Origin of the sequence: Streptomyces sp. WMMC1477, assembly GCF_027460245.1 — a bacterium.
GTDB lineage: Bacteria > Actinomycetota > Actinomycetes > Streptomycetales > Streptomycetaceae > Streptomyces.
On record NZ_JAPZBD010000003.1, the window covers coordinates 1,397,389 to 1,418,138 of the forward strand.

A 20,750-nucleotide genomic window follows, 5' to 3' on the forward strand; every position below is an offset into this window, starting at 1 on the left:
ACCCGCCGAAGTGGCGTTCAGTCCAGCCAGCCGCGTTCCACCGCGCGGGCGCCGGCCTCGAAGCGGCTCGCGGCTCCGAGGCGGTCCATGAGGTGGGCGACCATGCGGCGCACGGTGCGCTCGGACAGGCCGAGGCGGCGGGCCACGGCGCGGTCGGTGAGGCCCCGCACGAGCATGTCCAGCAGCCGGTACTCCGTCTCGGTCGGCTGCTGGTCACCGTCGGCCCGCACCGCCTCGGTGCCCTGCCGGACCAGTTCCCACAGCGCCCGCAGGGCCTTCAGAGTGGCCGCGTCCTCGACGACGGCGTAGGGGCCGCCGGGCGCGGGCCGGGAGGTGACGAGCGCGCCGTGGCCGGTGAGCAGCATGGCGCCGGGCGGCAGCCGGGGGTGGTGGCCGACGTCGATGCCGTGGGAGCGCTGCCCGGCGATGCGGGGGGCCAGGGCCGGTTCGCCGAGGGCGGCGGTCGGGTAGACGAGGCTCACCCAGCCCTCGCGGTCCCACAGCCGGGCGCCGCTGTCGTGCAGCACGTCGAGCAGGGGGTCGTGGAGGGAGGTGTAGTTCCAGTAGCAGTGCACGTCGCCCGGGCCCGCTCCGAGCAACCGGGAGGCGGCCCGGGCGAGTTCGCCGCCGGCGTCCAGCCAGCGCGCGGTACGGGCGGTCGAAGGCATCGTCGTCCCCCTTCCGGGTGCCCGGGTGCGGCCGTGCCGAGGTCAGTTCCGTCGGCGATGGTCACACGGATTCCCGCCGCCCGGCCCGCGGGAGGCCGAGCTGTCCGGTACCCGACAGCGGTAGCCGGTACCGGACAGCCCGGCCTCCGTCACGACGGCGAACGCGTCACCGCTTGCCCGGCGAGACGGCCGTCACCGGCTCCGCCGCCGGGGCCGCGGGCGGCTCGCTCTCCCGCGAGGGCTCCGGCCCGGCGGCCTCGTGGCCGTGGTCGGCGTCGAGCATGGTCGTCTCGTCGAAGGGGCTGCGCCCGGACAGCACCCGGCCGACCTGCTCCTTGTCGATCTCCTTCGTCCAGGTGCCCACCAGCACGGTGGCGACCGCGTTCCCGGCGAAGTTCGTCAGGGCCCGGCACTCGCTCATGAAGCGGTCGATGCCGACGATGAGGCCCACCCCGTCCACGAGGTCGGGGCGGTGCGACTGGAGGCCGCCGGCCAGGGTGGCCAGGCCCGCGCCGGTGACTCCGGCGGCTCCCTTGGACGCGATGATCATGAAGGCGAGCAGGGAGATCTGCTCGCCGACGGTCAGCGGGTCGCCCATGGCCTCGGCGACGAACAGCGAGGCCATCGTCAGATAGATGGCGGTGCCGTCGAGGTTGAAGGAGTAGCCGGTCGGCACGGTGACGCCGACGACGGGCCGGGACACGCCCAGGTGTTCCATCTTCGCGATGAGCCGCGGCAGGGCGGACTCGGAGGAGGACGTCGAGAGGATGAGCAGGAACTCGCGCCCGAGGTACTTGAGCAGCGCGAAGATGTTCACCCCGGCGACGAGCCGCAGGATCAGCCCGAGGACGACGAAGACGAACAGGAAGCAGGTCGTGTAGAAGCCGATCATGATGACGGCCAGCGACGTGAGCGCGTCCACGCCCGTCTCCCCGACCACGGCGGCGATGGCCCCGAACGCTCCGACGGGCGCGGCCCACATGATCATCGCCAGCACCCGGAAGACGACGCGCTGGAGATGGCCGATGCCGCGCACGATCGGGTCGCCCGCGGTGCCCATCGCCTGGAGGGCGAAGCCGACGAGCAGCGCCACCAGCAGCGCCTGGAGCACCTCGCCGCCGGTGAGCGCGGAGATCAGGGTGGTGGGGATGATGCCGAGCAGGAAGTCGGCCGTGCCCTCGCTGGCGCCCTCGGCCTTCGCCGCCCCGGCTTCGCGGACGTCGTCCGTCAGGTCGAGACCGCTGCCCGGGTCGATCAGGTTGCCCACGAGCAGGCCGATGGCGAGGGCCACCGTGGACATCGCCAGGAAGTAGCCGAGGGCCAGCCCGCCCACGGTGCCGACCTTGGCCGCGTTGCGCACCGAGCCGACGCCCAGCACGATGGTGCAGAAGATCACCGGCGCGATCATCATCTTGATCAGTGCGATGAACCCCTCGCCCAGCGGCTTGAGTTCGACGGCGACCCCGGGGGCCGCGAAGCCGACCAGCACCCCGGCGAGGACCGCGGCGATGACGGCGAGGTAGAGGTAATGCGTTCGGTCACGTCTCACTGTCGAAGCTCCCATCCGGCCGGTGACCGTATCCAGCGCAGCAGCATGCCTGTCCGAAGGCGGCGACGGCGGCCGTTGGCCGCTGTCCGACGCGGGTGTCGGATGCCGGACGGCCGCGGGACCACCGGGCGGGGCAGGGCCCGGGGCGTCCCCGGCGGGGCGCGGCCCGTGAAGCCACCGGACGGGGCGCCCGGATCAGGCCGGGCGGGCGCCGGTCTCCAGCCAGCCGAGCCGGGCGGCCCGCACCCCGGCCTCGAAGCGGCTGCGGGCGTCCAGCTCGCCCATGAGCCGGGCGACGACGCGGCCGACGGTGCGCTCGCACACCTGCAGCCGGTGGGCGATCTGCTGGTCCGTCAGGCCTTGGGCCAGCAGCACGAGCACGGACCTGGTCTGCCCGTCGTGGCGGCCCGGCTCCTCGGTACGCAGGGGTGCCGCGCCCTCCCACAGGCCGAGGAAGAGGTAGTGGAGCAGGTGGACCGTCTCCGGGCAGCCGGACACGGCGGGCCCGGGCGGCGCCGCCGGCCGCGCCCCGGGCTCCGGCGCCGTGGGGCCGACGAGGGAGACGTCGCAGTCCACGACGGCGAAGCTGACGGGGACGTTCCGGGCCATCCGCACCTGGGCGCCGGCCCGCGCCTGGCGCCGGGCGTACGCGGCGAGGGCGGGCGTCTCCAGCAGCCTCTCGTCCCAGAGGACGCTGACGCGCACCCAGCGCCGCAGCAGGTCCTGGAGCGGCTCCGCCTCGCGCCGCGGCGGTTCCGGCCTCGCGGTACCGGGGGCCCACACCAGGGCGACGTTGTGGCGGGCCGCGGCGAGCGCGGCACCGAGGGGATCCGCCTCGGCACCGCGCGCGGCCACGGGCGGGGACGCGTCCGGCCGCAGGGGCGCGTCCGGGCGCGGGGAGGCGTCCGGCCGCACCGGGGCCGGCTGGTGGGGCGAGAGCGTGATCATCGCGGGTCTCCCTCGGTTGGGGGCGGCTGAGGAGAGCGGACGGAGGCGTTCGGCTGTGGGGACCGGCGGCCACCGGGCGGACGGGATGACTGGCGGCGGGGTCAGTCGGAGATGTTGATCTGGACGACGGCCGGATCGTCCTCGGGACGTCGGTGGTCGGCCGGTCTCGGCGCGGTGAGCACCTGGTGCAGCCGCCGCCGGTCCAGGCGGCCGACCCACCGGGTGATGACCACGGCGGCGACGGAGTTGCTGAGCAGGTTGGTGAAGGCGCGGGCCTCCGACATCAGCCGGTCGATGCCGATGACGAGGGCCACGGCGGCCAGCGGCACCGAGTGCGCGATCGAGATGGTGGCCACGAGGGTGACCAGGCCCGAGCCCGTCACGCCCACCGCGCTCTTGGAGGTGACCAGGGCGAGGGCGAGGAAGAGGAGCTGCTCCCCGAGCGACAGGGGTTCCCCGGCCGCCGCGGCGAGGTAGACCGCGGCCGTCGTCAGGTAGACGCAGGTGCCCATGAGGTGGAGGGAGTAGCCGCCGGCGAGGACGGGGGCGGAGACGGCCCGGGGCGCGCCGGCCAGCTCCAGCTTGCGCAGGACCTGCGGGAAGACGGACTCGGAGGAGGAGGTGCCGAGCAGGACGAGGAGCTCGCTGCGCAGATAGCGGATGAGGAGCAGCAGCGAGAAGCCGTTGAGGCGGGCAAGCAGCCCGAGGCCGGCGAAGACGACGAACGCGCAGGCGAGGTAGAAGACGAGGACGAGCGAGGCGAGGCTGCGCAGCGGCACGAGTCCGAACCGGCTGACCGTGAAGGCGGCGCCGCCGAACGCGGCCAGGGGCGCGCCGGCGACCAGCAGGCGCACCGCGCGGAAGAAGATGTGGCCGAGCCGGTCGATGAGGTCGAGCACCGGCTTGCCACGCTCGCCGGACATCATCAGGGCGGTGCCGAACAGCGCCGCGACGAGCAGCACATGGAGGGCGTTGCCGCTGGTGAAGGCGGCGGTGAAGGTCTCCGGGACGATCCAGTCGAGGCTGAGCGTGCCGTCGGCGGAGTCCGCGGCCACCCGTTCCAGGGGTGCCACGTCACTCTCGCGGACCTGGGCGTCGTCCACCCGTCCGACGGGGAGCAGGAGGAGGAGGTTTCCGGCGAGCAGCCCGAGCAGCAGGGCGAGGGTCGTGGCCACCTCGAAGTACAGGAGGGCCTTCAACGACAGCCGCCCCAGGCGGCGACCCCCGCCGACGGCGACGATGCCGCTGACCACGGTGGTGAAGATGACCGGCGCGATGATCATCGTCATCAGGGACACGAAGGCGTCGGCGAGGAAGCGCGTCCGCACCGCGTACTCCGGCGCGAGCGCGCCGAACGCCGCCCCGGCCGCGAGGCCGATCACCACCCACAGTGTCAGCGTGCGGTGCCACGGCCGACGGCCCCCTGTTGCGGTCCCCATGCCCGTGCGGCCCCTTCCCCAGCGTCCCGGGGATCGCGCGCGGTACACCGGGAGTTCCAGACTCGGTCGGTCGCACGCTACGGGGCCCGTGCTAGGCCAGCGTGCGGGCAACTGCAAGCCAGTGTGAAACGCAGGTAATATCTGCGCTTCGCCACCCGGAGACCGGCAGTTGGAACAGCGGTCCGCCGCCCGGCGTTCGTCCAGGTGACCGGCGCGACGGAGGCACCAGGGGGATCATGAAGGCTCTGCTCGTCGAAGACGATCCGGACGTCGCCGAGGCTCTGGCGGAGGGCCTGCGGCTGCACGGCTGGGAGGTGGCCCGGGTGGCGACGGGAGCCGCCGCCCTCGCCACCCGGCCCGGCTGCGACATCGTCCTGCTCGACCTGAACCTGCCGGACATGGACGGCCTGGAGGTGTGCCGGCAGGTCCGGGCCCGGCTGCGGGTGCCCATCATCGCCGTCACCGCGCGCTCCGACGAGCTGGACAAGGTGCTGTGCCTGCGGCTGGGCGCCGACGACTACGTGGTCAAGCCCTACCGGCTCCAGGAGTTGCTGGCACGGATGACGGCGGTGCTGCGGCGGCTGCGGGACGCCGCTCCCCCGGCCCCCGAGCCCCCGGGCGGGGCCGAGCCGCCGCCGGAGCCCGGCACCGCCGCCCAGCCGGGGGAGGAACACCGCCTCGTCCGGGGCGCGCTGACGATCGACCTGTGGCGGCGCGAGGTCCGGCTGACCGACCGCACCGTGCCGCTGACCCGCAAGGAGTTCGACCTGCTCACGCTCCTGGCCCGGGCCCCGGGCCGGGTCTTCAGCCGGGCCCACATCCTCGAACACGTGTGGGGCGACCAGTGGCCGGGCACCTCCCGCACGCTGGACGCCCACGTCTCGGCGCTGCGGCGCAAGCTCGGCGCGGGCGGCTGGCTGCGCACCCTGCGCGGCGTCGGTTTCAGCTTCGAGGTCCTGTCGGGGGAAGACCTCCCGTGCGGCTGACGTACATCGCCCTGCTCGGACTCCTCGTCGGCACGGTCCTCGCGGTGCCGCTGGCGGCGACGGGCTGGCTGTACGCGCGGCACGTGCAGGGCGAGTCGGTGGCCGCGGTGGCCTCCGCCGCCGCGACGGCGCAGGCCCGGCTCGGCGGCGCCGGGCGGGCGAGCGCCCTGGACGGCCCGGGGGCCGCCGGGGCGCTGGAGCGGCTCGCGCGCCGGGAGGGCGTCGAGCTGTCGGTGCGCCGCACGGACGGTTCGGTGCTGACGACGGCCGAGGACCCTTCGCGGGCCCGTGCGGCCGTGGCCGCACCGCCGCCGGGCGGCGAGCCGCGGCGGCTGCGGAGCACACCGCCGCCCCTGCTGCCGCCCCGTGGCCCGTGCGCCTCCGCCCGGCTCGCCCTGGGCGGCGGCGGGGACGGCGGGGGCCCGGCCCTCCTCGTCCAGCGGCCCTGCGACGCGGCCCGGGACCGGGTGCTGACGGTGTGGGCGGGGCTGGCGGTCCTGTGGCCGCTGGGCCTCGGCTGCTCCCTGCTGCCCGCGGTGCTGCTGCACCGCCGCTCGGCACACGACCTGCGGCGCGTGCGGCGCACGCTGCGTGCCGTCGCCGACGGCGCCTACCACCTGCGCGCCGAGGCCCGCTTCCGGGGCCATGACGTGAACCGGCTCGCCGAGGACGTCAACCGGCTGGCCGCAACCGTGCAGAGCGTCGCCGAGGAGCAGCACCACGTCCTGGCCGACGTGGCGCACCAGTTGCGCAACCCGCTGATCGCCCTGCGCCTGCGGATCGAGACGCTCGCCGGGGTGGCGCCGGAGGCCGCGGGGGAGCGGCACGCCAGGCTGCTGGCCGACGTGGACCGGCTGGACCGGACGCTGACCGACATGCTGGAGCACGCCCGCGGCGGCCGGGCGCAGCCCAGCACCCAGGTCGTCGACGTGTGCGCGGTCGTCGAGGAGTGCGTGCGGGGCTGGGCCGCGGTCGCGGAGCGGCGGACGATCCGGCTGCGGCTCGACCGGCCCCGGCAGGCCTGGGCGCTGGCCCGCACGGGCGCGCTGGAGCAGGCCACGGACGTGCTGCTCGACAACGCGCTCACCTACGCCCCGGAGGGCAGTGACGTCCACGTCGGCATCACTCTCGGCACCCGGCTGGAGATCCGGGTGCGGGACGAGGGGCCGGGCATGACGCCCGCCGAGCGGGAGGCGGCGCTCACCCGCGGCTGGCGGGGCGCGGAGCACTCCGGCGGGGGCAGCGGCATCGGCCTGCCCATCGCGGCCAAGCTGGTCGCCTCCTGCGGTGGCCGCCTCGAACTGGGCGGCACCCCAGGCGAGGGCCTGTGCGCCACCCTGTACCTGGCCCAGGCCGCACCCGTTCAGCCCGGCGCCGGGGGCGAGGGCGGCGCGGAGGACGACAGGGACGGGAGGCTGGGCCGGCCCGCCGGTATTGGCGGACTGTTCACGTAAGTGTCGGCGGAAGCCGGTGCCCGGGTCACCCGGTGGACCGGGTGCGGCGGGCACTGTTTCGGGCATGAGGCTCAGCGAACGGGAGAACGGCCTGGCGCGGCACGTGGCCGACGCCGAGAGCGTGCTGCGCGACACCCGCCTCGGTGGTCCGACGGTGCCCGTGCTCGTTCGGGCCCTGCGGGCGCTGTCGGCCGCCGGGGAGCCGGAGCGGGCGGTGCCGTGGTCCACTGCGCTGCGCGACGAGTCGGTCCGGCGCGGCATCGCGGGCTGGGCGGCGGTGTTCGGCACCGTCCACGCCGAACTCCTCCTGCGCCAGGGCGACGTGCGCAACGCCGAGCAGGCCGCCGTCAAGGCCATGGGATGCCTGCCCGAGGGCGGCGGCGACGCGTTCGCCCTGGCCCCGGTGGCGGCCCTGGTGCTGGCCCGCACGGGCCTCGGGCGGCGCACGGCGGCCGGGCGGCTGCTGGACCGCCCGGTGCCGCCGGAGCTGCTCGGCTCCGCCCAGGGGCTGGCGTATCTGCGGGCGCGCGGGCGGCACTCCCTGGCCACCGGCCGGTTCCACGCCGCGCTGGGCGACTTCACGGAGGCCGGCCGGATCGCCCGCACCCGCTCGGCCGACCGCCCCTCGGTACTGCCGTGGCGGTCGGACGCGGCCCTCGCCCTCGTGCGGATCGGTGAGCCGGTGCGGGCCGAGCAGCTCGCCCGGCAGCAGCTCACGGGGCCCGAGGGGCATCTGCCCTGGGTGCGCGGGCTGGCGCTGCGCGCCTGGGCGGCGAGCGTCGAGCCCCGGCGCCGGACGGGCCTGTTGGAGCAGGCGGCCGAGGCGCTGGGCCGCTCCGGAGACCGGCTGGAGCTGGCCCGCGCCCTGGCGGACCTGGCCGCCTCGCTGCGCGAGCAGGGCGTCTCCGGCCGGGCCGGTGCCCTGACGCGCCGGGCGTGGGGGCTGGCGCAGAGCTGCGGAGCGGAGGCCCTGTGCGAGGAGATCGCGCCCGGCATGGCGGGACGCTCGCGCCCGGCCGCCCCCACGCCCGGCGACGGACACGGCCCCGGTCTCATCACCGCGGGCGCCCGGGCGCGTTCCCTGCTGAGCACCTCGGAGCAGCGGGTGGCGGCGCTCGCGGCGCACGGCTACACCAACCGGGAGATCGCGGGCCGGCTGTTCGTCACCATCAGCACCGTCGAGCAGCACCTCACCCGGGTGTACCGCAAGCTGGACATCTCCCGCCGCCAGGAGCTCCCGGTGGACCTGCGGATGTCCTAGGAGGCGGAAGTCCCGCCCGTGGGCCCCTGGGAAGGGTGCGGGGTGTCCCCGAGGGCCTCCACGAGCCGGAAGCGTTCGGCGATCACGGGGGTGGCGTCGGTGACGGTGAAGTGCGGGTCGCCGAGCTCCTCGCGCACCGCGTCGCCGTGCCAGAAGCGCTCGTGCTCGGCACGCCACTGGGCGACCGTCGTGTAGTCCTCGCCCTCGTCGAGGGCGTGTTGGAGGTCGACCTCCGCCACGGTGAGCCTGCGCACCCCGGTGACCTCGATGACGGCGACGGGCCGGTCCCGGGAGTCCACGACGGCCCGGCGCTCCCCGACGGCCGGAAGCGGCTCCTCGCCGGCGTCGTACGCGGCGGCCAGGCTCGTCGTCGACGTCTTGGCACCGGAGAGGATGGCCGCGACCAGCCGGTCGCGCAGCGGGCCGGGGAAGGCGAACTCGGCCCTGGGCAGCTCGTCGGGATGCGTCATCCGGGCAGCCTAACGGGCGGCCCTCAGGGCCGGGGGGCGATCTGCCGGGGCACGTTGCGCGGGTGACCGGGGCGCTGCCACTCGCGGGGGTAGCCGACGGAGACCTCCTCGAACGGGACGCCGTCGTGGCGGGTGCTGCGCGGGATGTGCAGGTGCCCGTAGACCATCGTGTGCGTGGAGAACCGCAGGTGCCAGTCGGCGGTGAGGTCCGTCCCGCACCACTGGGCGAACTGCGGGAAGCGCAGGATGTCGGTCGGCTCCCGCACCAGCGGGTAGTGGTTGGCGAGGACGAGCGGCACCTCGGGGTCGCAGGCGGCGAGCCGCCGCTCGGTGGCGGCGACGCGGGCCCGGCACCAGGCGTCGCGCGAGGGGTACGGGTCCGGGTGGAGGAGGAACTCGTCGCTGCACACCACGCCCGTGTCGTAGGCCTCTTCGAGCGCCTGCTCCTTCGTCCGCGCACCCGGGGTGCGCCAGCTGTAGTCGTACAGCAGGAAGAGGGGTGCGACGACGAGGGGACCGCCGGGGCCCGTCCACCGGGGGTACGGGTCCTCGGGGGTGAGCACGCCCATGCTGCGGCACAGCTCCACGACATGGCGGTAGCGGGCCTCTCCGCGCAGCTGCACCGGGTCGTCCTTGGGCGTCCACAGCTCGTGGTTGCCCGGCGTCCAGATCACCCGGGCGTAGCGGCCCGCGAGCAGCTCCAGCGCCCAGCTGATGTCGGCCATCAGCTCACCGACGTCTCCGGCGACGATGAGCCAGTCGTCCGGCGACTCGGGGTGCAACCCCTCGACGATCTTGCGGTTCTCCTCGTAGGCGACGTGCAGATCGCTGATCGCCCAGAGCTTTCCGTCCGGCATGATCCGAACCTACGTGCTGTGGGGTGCTCGCGTCACCCCTCTCCCGGACAGGGGGAGTTGGAACGGCCGACGCGTCAGACGCCGAGGACGGCCTTCGCGGTGAGGAAGTAGATGACGAGCCCCGTCGCGTCGACGAGCGTGGTGACCATGGGCGCGGAGACGACCGCTGGGTCGATGCGCAGCCGTTTGGCCAGCAGCGGCATGGTGCCGCCGATCGTGGCCGCCCAGGCGCAGATCAGCACCAGGGTGATGCCGACGACGACGGCGATCTTCACCCCGACGAACGCCGCCGCCACCACGACGCCGAGCCCGGCCAGCAGGCCGCCGAGCACGGTGCCGACGCGGCACTCGCGCCATATCACCTTCAGCAGGTCCGAGCCGCGCACCTCGCCGACGGCCATGGCCCGCACGCAGGCGGTGGCGGCCTGGGCGCCCGCGTTGCCGCCCGCGCCGATGAGCATGGGGATGAACATGGCCAGGGCCGCGACCTGTTCGAGCGTGCCCTCGAAGGCCCGGGTCACGGTGACGGTGAGGGTCGCCGCGACCAGCAGCAGGGAGAGCCACAGGGCACGGTAGCGGGCGAGCTGCCACACTCCCGCGGCCATGTAGTGGCCCGCCCAGGGCGCGGCACCGGCCTGCCGCGCCACGTCCTCGGTGTCGGCCGCCTCGATGACCTCGTCGGCGTCGTCGAAGGTGAGCAGGCCGACGACGCGGTCCTCGCTGTCCACGACGGTCAGGTTGAGGTCGTTGGTCTCGCGCATCAGCCGGGCGGCCTGCTCGGCGGAGTCGGTGGCACGGGCGAAGGGGGGTTCGCTGACGACGAGCGAGGAGAGCATCGTGTCGGGCGGGCTGAGCACCAGCTCGCGCAGCTCGACGATGCCGGTGAGGCGGCGGCCGCCGTCCACCACGGGGAGTGTGTAGACGGTCTCCGCGTGCGCGCCCTTCTCCCGGACGGTGCGCAGCGCCTGCTCGACGGTGAGGTCCTGCGGCAGCGCCACCACCTCGGGCGTCATGTAGCGGCCGACCGAGCCCTCGGGGTACCCGAGGAGGGCGGCGGTCATGCGGCGCTCGTGCGCGCTGAGCCCGGCGAGCACGCGCTTGGCCACCTTCGCCGGGGCCTCACGCAGCATCCGCGCGCGGTCGTCCGGGTCCATGCCCTCGACCAGCTCGCGGAAGGTGTGGTCGCGCAGGCCCTCCAGGATCGCCTGCTGGTCGACGGGTTCGAGCTCCTCGAAGACGTCGAGCGCCCGGTCCTTGTCGAGCAGCCGGAAGGCGACCCCCGCCGTCACGTTGTCCATGCGCGCCAGCTCGTCCGCGATGATGTGCGGAGGGTGGGTCTCCAGCCACTCCAGCGCGGTGTGGAGATGCTTGTTCTCCACTATGTCCTGGAGCGATTCGGGCAGGTCGGGGTGGAGTTCGTCCGTGACGGAGCTCTGCGGCATGGGAACGTCCTCAGCACTGCGGCGTGGTTCTGGTCGGGCATGGGGGCCTACCGCGGGGCACCACCGACCACTGTCGCACCGCTAGGGATGCGGGACGGCGGCGCCGCGCGGTGACCGACTGGGAGGTTCGCCGCATCTGCGCAGACCCACGGCGCCACCTCCTCCGACTCGCTCCGGCTCGCTTCCGCCCGACGGTCCGCGGTGTGCCGCGGACGGTCCGGCCCGGCACCCTCCCGGGCGCCGTTGCAGAATACCGCCGCCACGTCCCGGCGGCAGTCGACGCCCCGGCCGGGCGGGGCGCAGGCCGCCGCCGCCGGGAGGGGGCACCCGAGGTCTCCGGCGGGGTGCGGCGACGGCCGCCGGACCGGTGGGCGGGCCCCCAAGGACGCGCCAACCTCCCCTTCAGAGCGGAAAGTTTCGGCCAACCGGGCGGAAGCGCACCTGCTCAGCGTCGTCACCAGAGGACTGGACCAGAGTTTTGCGCGAAGCCCCTTTACGGCGGTCTACGCGCGTGCAGTAATCGTGTCGTGCTCATGGCGAATCCCAGCCCAGCCGAGGCAGTGATCGAGAGCACTGATCGTGTGCAGTCCCGGCCCACCCCCACGCCGTGCCAGGAGGCAGCGCCATGCCCGCGTACAGATCACCTTCCCCCCGCCGCACCCGTCGATCCCGGTCCCGGACGGCCGCGCTCCTCGGCGCAGTCACCGCCGTGATCGCCCTCGTCCTCACCCTCGCCGTCCCCGCCTCCGCCGCCGTCTCCGCCCAGCCGCCCGGGCCGGGCGAGCGCGTGGAGCCGGGCGAGGCCTACATGGGCGTGGGCACCCGCATCGAGCAGGGCCGCGGCCCCGGTCACGACGCCGCCGGGCAGGACGCCGACATCACCCCGACGGACACCAGCGGCGTCCAGGGCATCGACGTCTCGCACTGGCAGGGCTACATCAACTGGAACTCGGTCAAGGCCGCGGGCATCGACTTCGCCTACATCAAGGCCACCGAGGGCACCAGCTTCAAGGACTCGCGGTTCGGCCAGAACTACACGAACGCGTACTACGCGGGCCTCGTCCGCGGCGCGTACCACTTCGCACGCCCCAACTACTCCAGCGGCGCCACCCAGGCCAACTTCTTCGCCAGCAACGGCGGCGCCTGGTCCGCCGACAACCAGACGCTCCCCGGCGTCCTGGACATCGAGCACAACCCCTCCGGCTCGATGTGCTACGGGCTGTCGACGACCCAGATGCGCAACTGGATCTACGACTTCTACAACACCTACAAGTACCGGACCGGCCGCGACATCGTCATCTACACGACGGCGAGCTGGTGGAACACCTGCACCGGCTACTGGAGCGGGATGTACGACAAGGCGCCCCTGTGGGTCGCGCACTGGCACGTCTCCAGCCCCACCGTCCCGAGCGGCTTCCCGACCTGGACGTTCTGGCAGTACACCGCGACCGGCCGGGTCAGCGGCGTCTCCGGTGACGTCGACCGCAACAAGTTCAACGGCTCGATGAGCCGGCTGCTCGCCCTGGCGAACAACACCGCCTGACGACGCCCCCCACCTCATCCGTGACCGGGTGCCGTGGTGCGGAACGGCCGCGACCGGGCCGACCGCACCGCGGCACCCGGCACCACGCCAGGGAGTCCCCATGGACCTCGGAAACCTCAGCCGGCGCGGTCTGCTCGTCGCCGGGGCGGCGGGGCTGACCACCGCCGCCGGGCTGGCCCACGCCACGACCGCCTCAGCCGCCGGCGGACCCGCCGCGTCCGCCCTCGAACCGGACATCGACAGCACCCAGGAGTGGGGCGCGAACCCGCCGAACGGCTCGGTCACCGTCCTCTCCAAGCGTCCCGACAAGATCATCGTCCACCACACGGTGAGCGCCAACACGGAGGACTTCTCCCGCGCCCAGGCCCACTCGCACGCCCGCTGGGTCCAGTACATCCACCAGGACCGCAACGGCTGGACCGACACCGGCTACCACTTCGTCAACAGCCGCGGCGGCTGGATCACCGAGGGGCGGCACCAGAGCCTCAGCACCCTCCAGGCCGGCTGGGGGCTCGTCCAGGGCGCCCACACCTACGGCCAGAACAACCAGGCCATCGGCATCGCGAACGAGGGCTCCTACCACGAGGGCGCGACACCGCCCGACGCCCAGTGGGAGGTGCTGGTGATCCTGTGCGCCTACGTCTGCGAGCAGTACGGCGTCCCGCCACACCGCATCTACGGCCACCAGGACTTCGGCGACACCCTCTGCCCCGGCGTCCTCCAGGACATGCTGCCCCAGCTCCGCGAGGAGGTGGCCGCCGAGTTGAGCTGACGCCCCGCCCCCGTCCCTCGGTCCGTCACGCCACCGCCCGGAAGGAACACCCGATGCACGACGGCAGGCAGCAGCCGAAAGGCCGCTTCCGCAGATCGCTCACAGCCCTGGCAGCTGCCGGTGCCCTGCTCCTCACCGCCGCCCCGGCCCTCGCCGGGGACGGCGGCCCCGGGGACGCCGGGGCCCGTGACGGCGGCGGGGACGACACGGCCCGGTGGGTCGACGGGCAACTCGACCGGATGACGCTGGAGGAGAAGGTCGGTCAGCTATTCGTCACCTACGCCTACGGCGAGACGGCGGACACGACCGACCCCGACGACGTCGCCCGCAACCAGCGGTGGCTCGGCGTCGACAACGGCGCGGAGGCCGTGGCGGAGTACCATCTCGGCGGCGTCATCTACTTCGCCTGGTCGGACAACCTGCGTGAGCCGCACCAGGTCGCCGGGCTGTCCAACGGGCTGCAGCGGGCGGCTCTGGACAGCGGGACGGACGTGCCGCTGCTCATCTCCACCGACCAGGAACACGGCATCGTCACCCGGCTCGGCCCCCCGGCCACCCAGTTCCCCGGCAACATGGCCCTCGGCGCCTCCGGCCGGGCGGGCGACGCCCGCGAGGCGGCCAGGATCGCGGGCCGGGAGCTGCGCGCCGTCGGCATCAACCAGAACTACGCCCCCGTGGCCGACGTCAACGTCAACGCCGCCAACCCCGTCATCGGCGTCCGTTCCTTCAGCGGCGACCCGGACCTCGCCGCCGAGCTGACGGCGGCCCAGGTGAAGGGCTACCAGTCCGGTGGCGAGAACGGGGTCGCGGCCACCGCCAAGCACTTCCCCGGCCACGGCGACACCAATGTGGACAGCCACACCGACCTGCCCGTCATCCACCACACCCTCAAGGAGTGGCGGACCATCGACGCCCCGCCGTTCGCCGAGGCCGTGGAGGCCGGGGTCGGGGCCGTCATGACCGCCCACATCCAGTTCCCGGAACTGGACCCCTCCGGCGCCCCCGCCACCCTCTCGGAGCCCATCATGACCGGGCTCCTGCGCGAGGAACTGGGCTACGACGGCGTCGTCGTCACCGACTCGCTGTCCATGGCCGGGGTGCGCGAGACCTACCCCGACGCCGAGGTGCCCGTGCGGGCCCTGCGCGCGGGCGTGGACCTCCTCCTCATGCCGCCGGACCTGCCGACCGCCTACGACGCCGTCATGGACGCCGTGGCCTCCGGCGAGCTCACCGAGGAGCGCATCGACCGCTCCGTGCGCCGCGTGCTGACCCTCAAGCACGAACGCGGCATCGTGGAACGGCCCTTCGCCGACGTGACGAAGGTGGCCGAGCGCGTCGGACCGCCGCACCACCTGGCCGCCGCCCAGCGCATCACCGACCGCACCACCACGCTCGTGAAGAACGACGACGGGCTGCTCCCGCTCGCCGCGGACGGCCGCAGCGTCCTCGTCACCGGCTGGGGCTCCACGACGACGGCACGGCTCGCCGGGCACCTCGACGACCGCGGCGTGACCGCCACCGCGCACTGGGCCGGCTCCAATCCCGGCGCCGACGCCGTCGAGGCGGCCGTCGCGGCGGCCGAGGGCCACGACACCGTCGTCGTCACGACGCGCGGCACCGCCACCGCCCCCGGGCAGGCCCGGCTCGTCCGCGCCCTGCTGGAGACCGGGAAGCCCGTCTTCACCCTCGCCGTCGGCCGTCCCTACGACATCGCCCGCTACCCGGAGGCGGCCACCCACCTCGCCACCTACTCCTACGGGGCGGGCGCGCTGGAGTCCGCCGCGCGCGTCCTGCTGGGCGAGACGGCACCGCAGGGCACACTGCCCGTCATGATCCCGACCGCCGAGAACCCGGAGGAACCCCTGTTCCCGCTCGGCCACGGACTGGGGTACGAGCGGTGAGCGGCCGCGAGCACCCCGAGAAGCGCCGGGGCCCGCGACGCCGAAGCCTGTTGACGGGCTCCGCGGCGCTCACGGGCGCGGCGGCACTGGCGGCCGGCGCACCGGGGGCGTCGGCCGCCGCGGCCGCCGGCCGCGCCTCCTCGGCACCGGGCCGGGGGCCGCGCGTGCGCACCGGCTTCGAGACGCTGCGCCGCAGCGGGTACGCCTCGCTGGCCGGGCAGCGCGTCGGCCTCATCTCCAACCCCACCGGCGTCGACGCCGGGCTGCGGCACATCGTCGACGTCATGACCGAGGACGCCGCCGTCGACCTCGTCGCCGTCTTCGGCCCCGAGCACGGCTTCCGCGGCACCTCCCAGGCGGGCGAGGGCGAGGACTTCTTCCTCGACGAGAAGACCGGCCTGCCCGTCTACAACGCCTACAACAACGCCGGCCGGATGCGGGAGCGGTTCGCCGAACTGAGCCTGGACACCGTCGTGTTCGACATCCAGGACGTCGGCGCCCGGTTCTACACCTACATCTGGACGATGTACCTGGCCCTTGAGGCGGCCGCCGACCTCGGCCTGCGGTTCGTCGTCCTCGACCGCCCCAACCCGGTCTCCGGGCGCGAGGCCACCGGCCCGGTGCTGCACCCGGAGAACGCGAGCTTCGTCGGGCTGAAACCCATCGCCCAGCGGCACGGCATGACGGTCGGCGAGCTCGCCGGGCTGTTCAACTCGGTCTTCGTGCCGGAGGCCACCGGCGGACGGCGGGCCGAACTGCACGTCGAGCGGCTCGCGGGCTGGCGGCGGCGCGAGGGCTACGAGGCCACCGGCCTGCCCTGGGTCGCCCCTTCCCCCAACATGCCGAGCGTCGCCACCGCCCGGCTCTACGCCGGTACCTGCTACACCGAGGCCACCGCGCTCTCCGAGGGGCGCGGCACCACCCTCCCCTTCCACCTGCTCGGCGCCCCGGACGTCGACCACCGCTGGCAGGAGGCGCTCACCGCCCGGTCGCTGCCCGGCGTCCGGTTCCGGGAGGCCTACTTCAAGCCGACCTTCTCCAAGTGGGCGGGCCAGACCTGTGGCGGCGTCGAACTCCAGGTCACCGACCCGGACGCCTTCGACCCCGTCCACACCGCCCTGACCCTCATCGTCGAGCAGCGGCGCCTGTTCCCCGCCTACGGCTGGCGCGCGCAGGACGGCGGGGACAGCTACTGGCTGGACCGGCTGAGCGGCAACCGCGCGGTGCGCCTCGCCATCGAGGACGGCGCCGACGCGGACGACGTCACCGCCCTGTGGCAGGACGACCTCCGCGCCTTCCGGCGCCTGCGCGCACAGCACCTGCTCTACCGCTGAACACCCCCTCCCGGAGGCTCCCCCCTTCATGAAACGCAGACAGTTCCTCCACCTCGGTGTGGCAGCGGGCGCGGCCGGCGTCACGGGCCTGGCCGGCGCCGGACCGGCCCTCGCCACGCCTCCGATCACCGCCGCGCCCCCGGCCGCCCCGCCCGTCGCCGGACCGCCCACGATCACCCCGGCCGACCTCCGCTTCCCCGCCGTCTCCCGCCCCCTGCGCTACGGCAGCGCAGCCGAGGCGGGCCTCGTCGCCGCGCGGGTCCACCAGATCGCCGACGAGGCCGAGGCGTTCACGCGCCCCTCCCCCGACCGCCCCGTCCCGTCCTTCCCCGGCTTCGTCCTCCTGGCCGTGCGGGACGGTGTCGTCGTCGGCCACGAGGCACGCGGCCACGCCCTGCGCTACGCGAGCTGGGACGAACAACGGGACCGGGCCGTCGAGCTGCCGCCCGAGCAGTGGGTGCCCATGGCCGAGGACACCCTCTTCGACCTCGCCTCCGTCACCAAGCTGTTCACCTCCACCGTCGCCGTGCAACTCGCTGAGCAGGGTGTCCTCGACCTCGACGCGCCCGCCGCCCGCTACCTGCCCGAGTTCGCCGCCGCCGACCCGGCCAAGGGCGCCATCACCGTCCGGCAGTTCCTCACCCACCGCTCGGGCCTCGTCCCCTGGCTGGGCCTGTACGCGCTGCCCGACGACGCCGCCCGCATGGACGCCGTCTACACCTCCACCCTGCAACGCCCGCCCGGCACCGGATACGCCTACTCCGACCTCAACATGATCACCCTCGGCGCGCTCATGGAACGGGTGACGGGCTCGTCCCTGGACGCCCTGATCGCCGACCGCGTCACCGGGCCCCTGGGGATGCGCGACACCCGGTTCAACCCGCCCGCCGCCGAGCACCACCGCGTCGCCGCCACCGAGTACCAGCCGTGGACCGGCCGCGGCATGGTCCGCGGCACGGTGCACGACGAGAACGCCTGGTCCTTCGGCGGCGTCGCCGGCCACGCCGGGCTCTTCTCCTCCGGGTACGACATGGCCGTCTTCGCCCAGATGCTCGCCGACGGCGGACGCTACGGCCGCACCCGCGTCCTGTCCGAGGACTCCGTCCGCGCCGTCCTCACGGATCACGCGTCCTCCGGCCGCGGCCTGGGCTGGCAGGTGAACCAGCGTTGGTACATGGACGCCCTGACGTCCCCGGTGACGGCGGGCCACACCGGCTACACCGGTACGAGCGTCACCGTGGACCCGGTCACGCGCATGGTCTTCGTCCTGCTCACCAACCGCGTCCACCCCACCCGGGCCCGGGGCACCAACAGCGTCTACCGCCGCCGTCCCACCCGCGCCTTCGCCCACGCCCTGCCCGTCCGCCCCACCACGGGCCGCACCGCCTGGCGCGCCCACCCGGGCGAGGGCACGACGGCCACCCTGACCGCGCCCCTGGCCGTCCCGCCCGGCACCGCGGCCGTGGCCACCTTCCACCTCTGGTACGACACCGAACCCGACTACGACACCGGTGCCTTCGCGGCCTCGACCGACGGCGGCAGCACCTGGGCCCCGGTCCCCCTCACCCTGGCGACCGACGGCCACCGCTGGCGCACCGACGGCACCTTCCACGGCTACTCCGGCCGCCGCTGGCTCGACGCCTCCGCCGCCCTGCCGCCGTCCACCACCCACGTCCGCTGGTCCTACTCCGTCGACGGCGGCTACGCGGGCCGCGGCGTCCACGTCGACCGCCTCCGCGTCACGGCGGGCGGCCGCCCGCTCTTCGACGACACCCGCCCCGCCGACGCCGCCCGCCTGCGCGCCGAGTCCTGGTCACGCAGCCGGGCTTAGGGGTGTTTCGAAAGTCCCGCCTGGCTGAGGGCGCCTGGCACGCGCTCTCCCAGCAAACGCTGGGCGGTGCCCCAGCGCTTTCCTCGATCAGCCGGCCGCCACCGCCCTGCTCGGCGACCCGCCCGTGCTCGTCTTCGACGAGCCGGTCAACGGCATGGACCCGGAGGGTGTCCGGTGGGCCCGCCGCCTCTTCCGGCGGCTGGCCACCGAGGGGCGCACGGTCTTCCCCTCCAGCCATCTGATGTCGGCGAGGGAGAACACCGCCGGCCATCTCGCCCTCACCGTCCTCGTTCATACGCCGCCGTGATGTCTGACATGGTCAGGGCAGGGGGAGCTGCGTCCGCACTCGGGGGCCGCAGTTAGAGTGCGTTCCTGTGGTCAGGCCCTTCGAGCGGCACGGGGGCACGGTGCAGCTTGTTGGGGGAGTATGAGAGCGCCAGACGAACCGCGGGCCCAGGAGTCCGACGAGGAGGCGTTCGACGCCTTCTACACCGCGAGCGTCAGCCGGCTCATCGGGCAGCTCTACGCGATGACGGGCAACCTGGCCGAAGCGCAGGACGTCGTCCAGGAAGCCTTCGCACGGGCCTGGGAACGCCGGGGCTCGCTGGACCTGAACGGCGCCCCCGAGGCATGGGTGCGCACGGTCGCCTGGCGGCTCGCGGTGAGCCGGTTCCGGCGGATGCGCACCGCGCTCGCCCTTGTCCGCAAACAGGGCCCGCCCCCTTCGGTACCGCCGCCGGAGCCGCACCACGTGCTGCTGGTCGAGGCGCTGCGGAAGATCCCCGAGGCGCAGCGACGGGCCGTCGTGCTCCACCACCTGTGCGACCTCTCGGTCGACCAGGTGGCCGCCGAGACCGACTGCCCCGTCGGCACGGTCAAGGCACGGCTGAGCCGGGGCCGGGCGGCCCTGGCGCGGCTGCTGGCCGATACCGAACTTGATCCGCGGACGAGTGGGCTGTCGGAGGTGCGTCATGGCTGACGAGACCGGGCTGCAGGATTACCTGGCCGAGATCGCCGAGTCGGGTCGGCGGCACGCGGCGCCGATGGCCGCGGAGCGCATTCGGGCGCGCGGTGAGCAGCGTCGACGCCGCAAGCGGGCGGCCGCGGCCTCCGGCGGTGTGCTGCTGGCCGCGGCCCTGGCCGTGGGTGGCTTCTCCCTCGCCTCCGCCCCCTGGCAGCCGGAACCGACCGCCGCCGACCCGGCGCCGAGCACCTCGGCGTTCGTGCCGCCCTCGCCCGCCCCGGGCCAGGAGTACGCGAGCGAGCTGGGCTACGTGTACGACGCGGAGGCGCGGGGCGAGACCGTTCGGGTCACCGTCGAGCAGCTCCGCACCGTGGAGGGCTCGACGGAGCCGACCGGTGTGGTGCACACGCTGACCCTGCCGGGGAGAACGACGGTCGAGGCACGGGAGCTGACGGGCGGGGAGCCCACGGACGTGGAACTGGACCAGCTGGTGGAGAAGCTGGCCGGCGAGCCGCGGTGGATTCTCTCCATCGACTACGACAGCGAGGGCCGGGTTCAGTCGCTGCGGGAGGCCCACTGGCTCCCGCGGTGAGCCCGGCCGGGCTGCCGGAGCGGGGCGTCCGAGAATTTCTCGCATCCGCATGCAACCCACCGGCCGGGCCGGTGCGTAGAGGTCACGTATCCCGATCCACTCCTGACCCAGGGGAGCCTTGACCATGCGCATCTCACGCCGCCGCCCCGCCGTGCACTGCCTCGTCGCCGTCGCCTTCGGTGCCGTCGTCCTGACGGGGTGCGGCGACGACGGGACGGACGCCGCCACCCAGCCGTCGGCCTCGATGCAGCCTTCCGCGGCCGCGTCCTCGGACGACGAGAAGGACTCGGGCCCCGGAACGGACGACGGCACGTCGGCGCCCGCCGACCAGGCCCCCTTCGCGGGCACCAAGCAGTTCGTGCAGATCGAGGACGCCTGGACCGAGGGCGGCACGACCTACGTCTCGGTGCGGCCGGCGAAGAAGGAGGCCATGACGGAGCCGCACGAGGCGTGGATCGTGGTGCCGGGCGAGGGCCCCTACACCACGGTCCCCCTGGCGGAGGAGGCCCAGGTGCTGCTGTCGGTGCCGCTCGGCGACGACAGCCGGGCCGCTTCGTACTCGCAGGCCGAGTTCGTCAGCCGGCTGACGGCGCAGGAGGCCGACGCCCGTCCGCGCACCGGGTACGACCTGAGCTTCGACGGCGAGGGAAACGTGACCAGGCTCAAGTCGCTGTACACGTCCTGAGCGGGCGGCCGAGCCGCCCACACGTTCGCCCCGGGGACACGGGGGTGCCCCGGG

General features: G+C 74.2%; 18 protein-coding genes and 1 pseudogene. 12 read left to right on the plus strand and 7 right to left on the minus strand.

Translation table 11 applies throughout. The features are described 5' to 3' along the window. Positions 1 to 17 precede the first annotated feature (17 nt). The 4 genes from O7609_RS24575 to O7609_RS06430 form a co-directional block, all read right to left on the minus strand. A complete protein-coding gene (locus O7609_RS24575; RefSeq protein WP_332328047.1) occupies positions 18 to 668 on the minus strand; it encodes a helix-turn-helix transcriptional regulator in 651 nt (216 codons plus the stop codon). 166 nt (positions 669 to 834) lie between these two features. Next, positions 835 to 2,232 (minus strand): cation:dicarboxylate symporter family transporter, encoded by a 1,398-nt coding sequence (locus tag O7609_RS06420; protein ID WP_443072071.1) that lies wholly within the window; start codon positions 2,230 to 2,232, stop codon positions 835 to 837. Positions 2,233 to 2,412: 180 nt separating this feature from the next. Continuing rightward, positions 2,413 to 3,165 (minus strand): helix-turn-helix domain-containing protein, encoded by a 753-nt coding sequence (locus O7609_RS06425; RefSeq protein ID WP_269733976.1) that lies wholly within the window; start codon positions 3,163 to 3,165, stop codon positions 2,413 to 2,415. 101 nt (positions 3,166 to 3,266) lie between these two features. After that, positions 3,267 to 4,604, minus strand: coding sequence for a cation:dicarboxylate symporter family transporter (locus O7609_RS06430; RefSeq protein WP_269733977.1), 1,338 nt, complete (start codon positions 4,602 to 4,604; stop codon positions 3,267 to 3,269). A 236-nt stretch (positions 4,605 to 4,840) separates the two neighbouring features. Between O7609_RS06430 and O7609_RS06435 the strand changes: the two genes are divergently transcribed. The 3 genes from O7609_RS06435 (at position 4,841) to O7609_RS06445 (ending at position 8,305) form a co-directional block, all read left to right on the plus strand. After that, a complete protein-coding gene (locus tag O7609_RS06435) occupies positions 4,841 to 5,590 on the plus strand; it encodes a response regulator transcription factor (RefSeq protein ID WP_269733978.1) in 750 nt (249 codons plus the stop codon). Further along, positions 5,581 to 7,044 (plus strand): sensor histidine kinase, encoded by a 1,464-nt coding sequence (locus O7609_RS06440; protein ID WP_269733979.1) that lies wholly within the window; start codon positions 5,581 to 5,583, stop codon positions 7,042 to 7,044. Before O7609_RS06435 ends, O7609_RS06440 begins: the two co-directional genes overlap by 10 nt. 64 nt (positions 7,045 to 7,108) lie before the next feature. Continuing rightward, positions 7,109 to 8,305 (plus strand): helix-turn-helix domain-containing protein, encoded by a 1,197-nt coding sequence (locus O7609_RS06445; RefSeq protein WP_269733980.1) that lies wholly within the window; start codon positions 7,109 to 7,111, stop codon positions 8,303 to 8,305. On the opposite strand, the gene O7609_RS06450 is transcribed toward O7609_RS06445, so the two are convergent. The 3 genes from O7609_RS06450 to mgtE all read right to left on the minus strand — a co-directional run bounded on the left by O7609_RS06450 (position 8,302) and on the right by mgtE (position 11,074). After that, positions 8,302 to 8,775, minus strand: coding sequence for an ASCH domain-containing protein (locus tag O7609_RS06450; RefSeq protein WP_269733981.1), 474 nt, complete (start codon positions 8,773 to 8,775; stop codon positions 8,302 to 8,304). The genes O7609_RS06445 and O7609_RS06450 overlap by 4 nt on opposite strands. A 23-nt stretch (positions 8,776 to 8,798) precedes the next feature. Beyond that, positions 8,799 to 9,632 carry a metallophosphoesterase family protein gene (locus tag O7609_RS06455; RefSeq protein WP_269733982.1) on the minus strand — a complete coding sequence of 278 codons (834 nt, stop codon included), beginning with the start codon at positions 9,630 to 9,632 and terminating at the stop codon, positions 8,799 to 8,801. Between the two features lie 74 nt (positions 9,633 to 9,706). Continuing rightward, positions 9,707 to 11,074, minus strand: coding sequence for a magnesium transporter (gene mgtE, locus O7609_RS06460; protein WP_269733983.1), 1,368 nt, complete (start codon positions 11,072 to 11,074; stop codon positions 9,707 to 9,709). 625 nt (positions 11,075 to 11,699) lie between these two features. On the opposite strand from mgtE, the gene O7609_RS06465 reads away from it, so the two are divergent. The 9 genes and pseudogenes from O7609_RS06465 (at position 11,700) to O7609_RS06505 (ending at position 20,696) form a co-directional block, all read left to right on the plus strand. Next, positions 11,700 to 12,617: a lysozyme gene (locus O7609_RS06465; protein ID WP_269733984.1), complete on the plus strand. Its 918-nt coding sequence runs from the start codon at positions 11,700 to 11,702 to the stop codon at positions 12,615 to 12,617. Between the two features lie 100 nt (positions 12,618 to 12,717). Further along, on the plus strand, positions 12,718 to 13,389 hold the full coding sequence (locus O7609_RS06470; protein WP_269733985.1) for a peptidoglycan recognition protein family protein: 672 nt from the start codon (positions 12,718 to 12,720) through the stop codon (positions 13,387 to 13,389). 53 nt (positions 13,390 to 13,442) lie between these two features. After that, positions 13,443 to 15,290 carry a glycoside hydrolase family 3 protein gene (locus tag O7609_RS06475; protein WP_269743224.1) on the plus strand — a complete coding sequence of 616 codons (1,848 nt, stop codon included), beginning with the start codon at positions 13,443 to 13,445 and terminating at the stop codon, positions 15,288 to 15,290. Continuing rightward, positions 15,287 to 16,624: an exo-beta-N-acetylmuramidase NamZ family protein gene (locus tag O7609_RS06480; protein WP_443072072.1), complete on the plus strand. Its 1,338-nt coding sequence runs from the start codon at positions 15,287 to 15,289 to the stop codon at positions 16,622 to 16,624. The genes O7609_RS06475 and O7609_RS06480 overlap by 4 nt, the downstream gene beginning before the upstream one ends. Before the next feature lie 28 nt (positions 16,625 to 16,652). After that, positions 16,653 to 18,455 (plus strand): serine hydrolase, encoded by a 1,803-nt coding sequence (locus O7609_RS06485; protein WP_269743225.1) that lies wholly within the window; start codon positions 16,653 to 16,655, stop codon positions 18,453 to 18,455. Positions 18,456 to 18,552: 97 nt separating this feature from the next. After that, positions 18,553 to 18,735, plus strand: a pseudogene (locus O7609_RS06490) (ABC transporter ATP-binding protein); the annotation flags it as partial. A 147-nt stretch (positions 18,736 to 18,882) separates the two neighbouring features. Next, the gene (locus O7609_RS06495) at positions 18,883 to 19,434 is read left to right on the plus strand and encodes a SigE family RNA polymerase sigma factor (RefSeq protein WP_269733988.1); all 552 of its coding nucleotides are present in this window, start codon (positions 18,883 to 18,885) and stop codon (positions 19,432 to 19,434) included. Then, positions 19,427 to 20,011, plus strand: a complete 585-nt coding sequence (locus O7609_RS06500; protein WP_269733989.1) for a hypothetical protein — start codon at positions 19,427 to 19,429, stop codon at positions 20,009 to 20,011. The genes O7609_RS06495 and O7609_RS06500 overlap by 8 nt, the downstream gene beginning before the upstream one ends. Positions 20,012 to 20,135: 124 nt before the next feature. Continuing rightward, positions 20,136 to 20,696, plus strand: coding sequence for a hypothetical protein (locus O7609_RS06505; RefSeq protein ID WP_269743226.1), 561 nt, complete (start codon positions 20,136 to 20,138; stop codon positions 20,694 to 20,696). Positions 20,697 to 20,750: the final 54 nt, after the last annotated feature.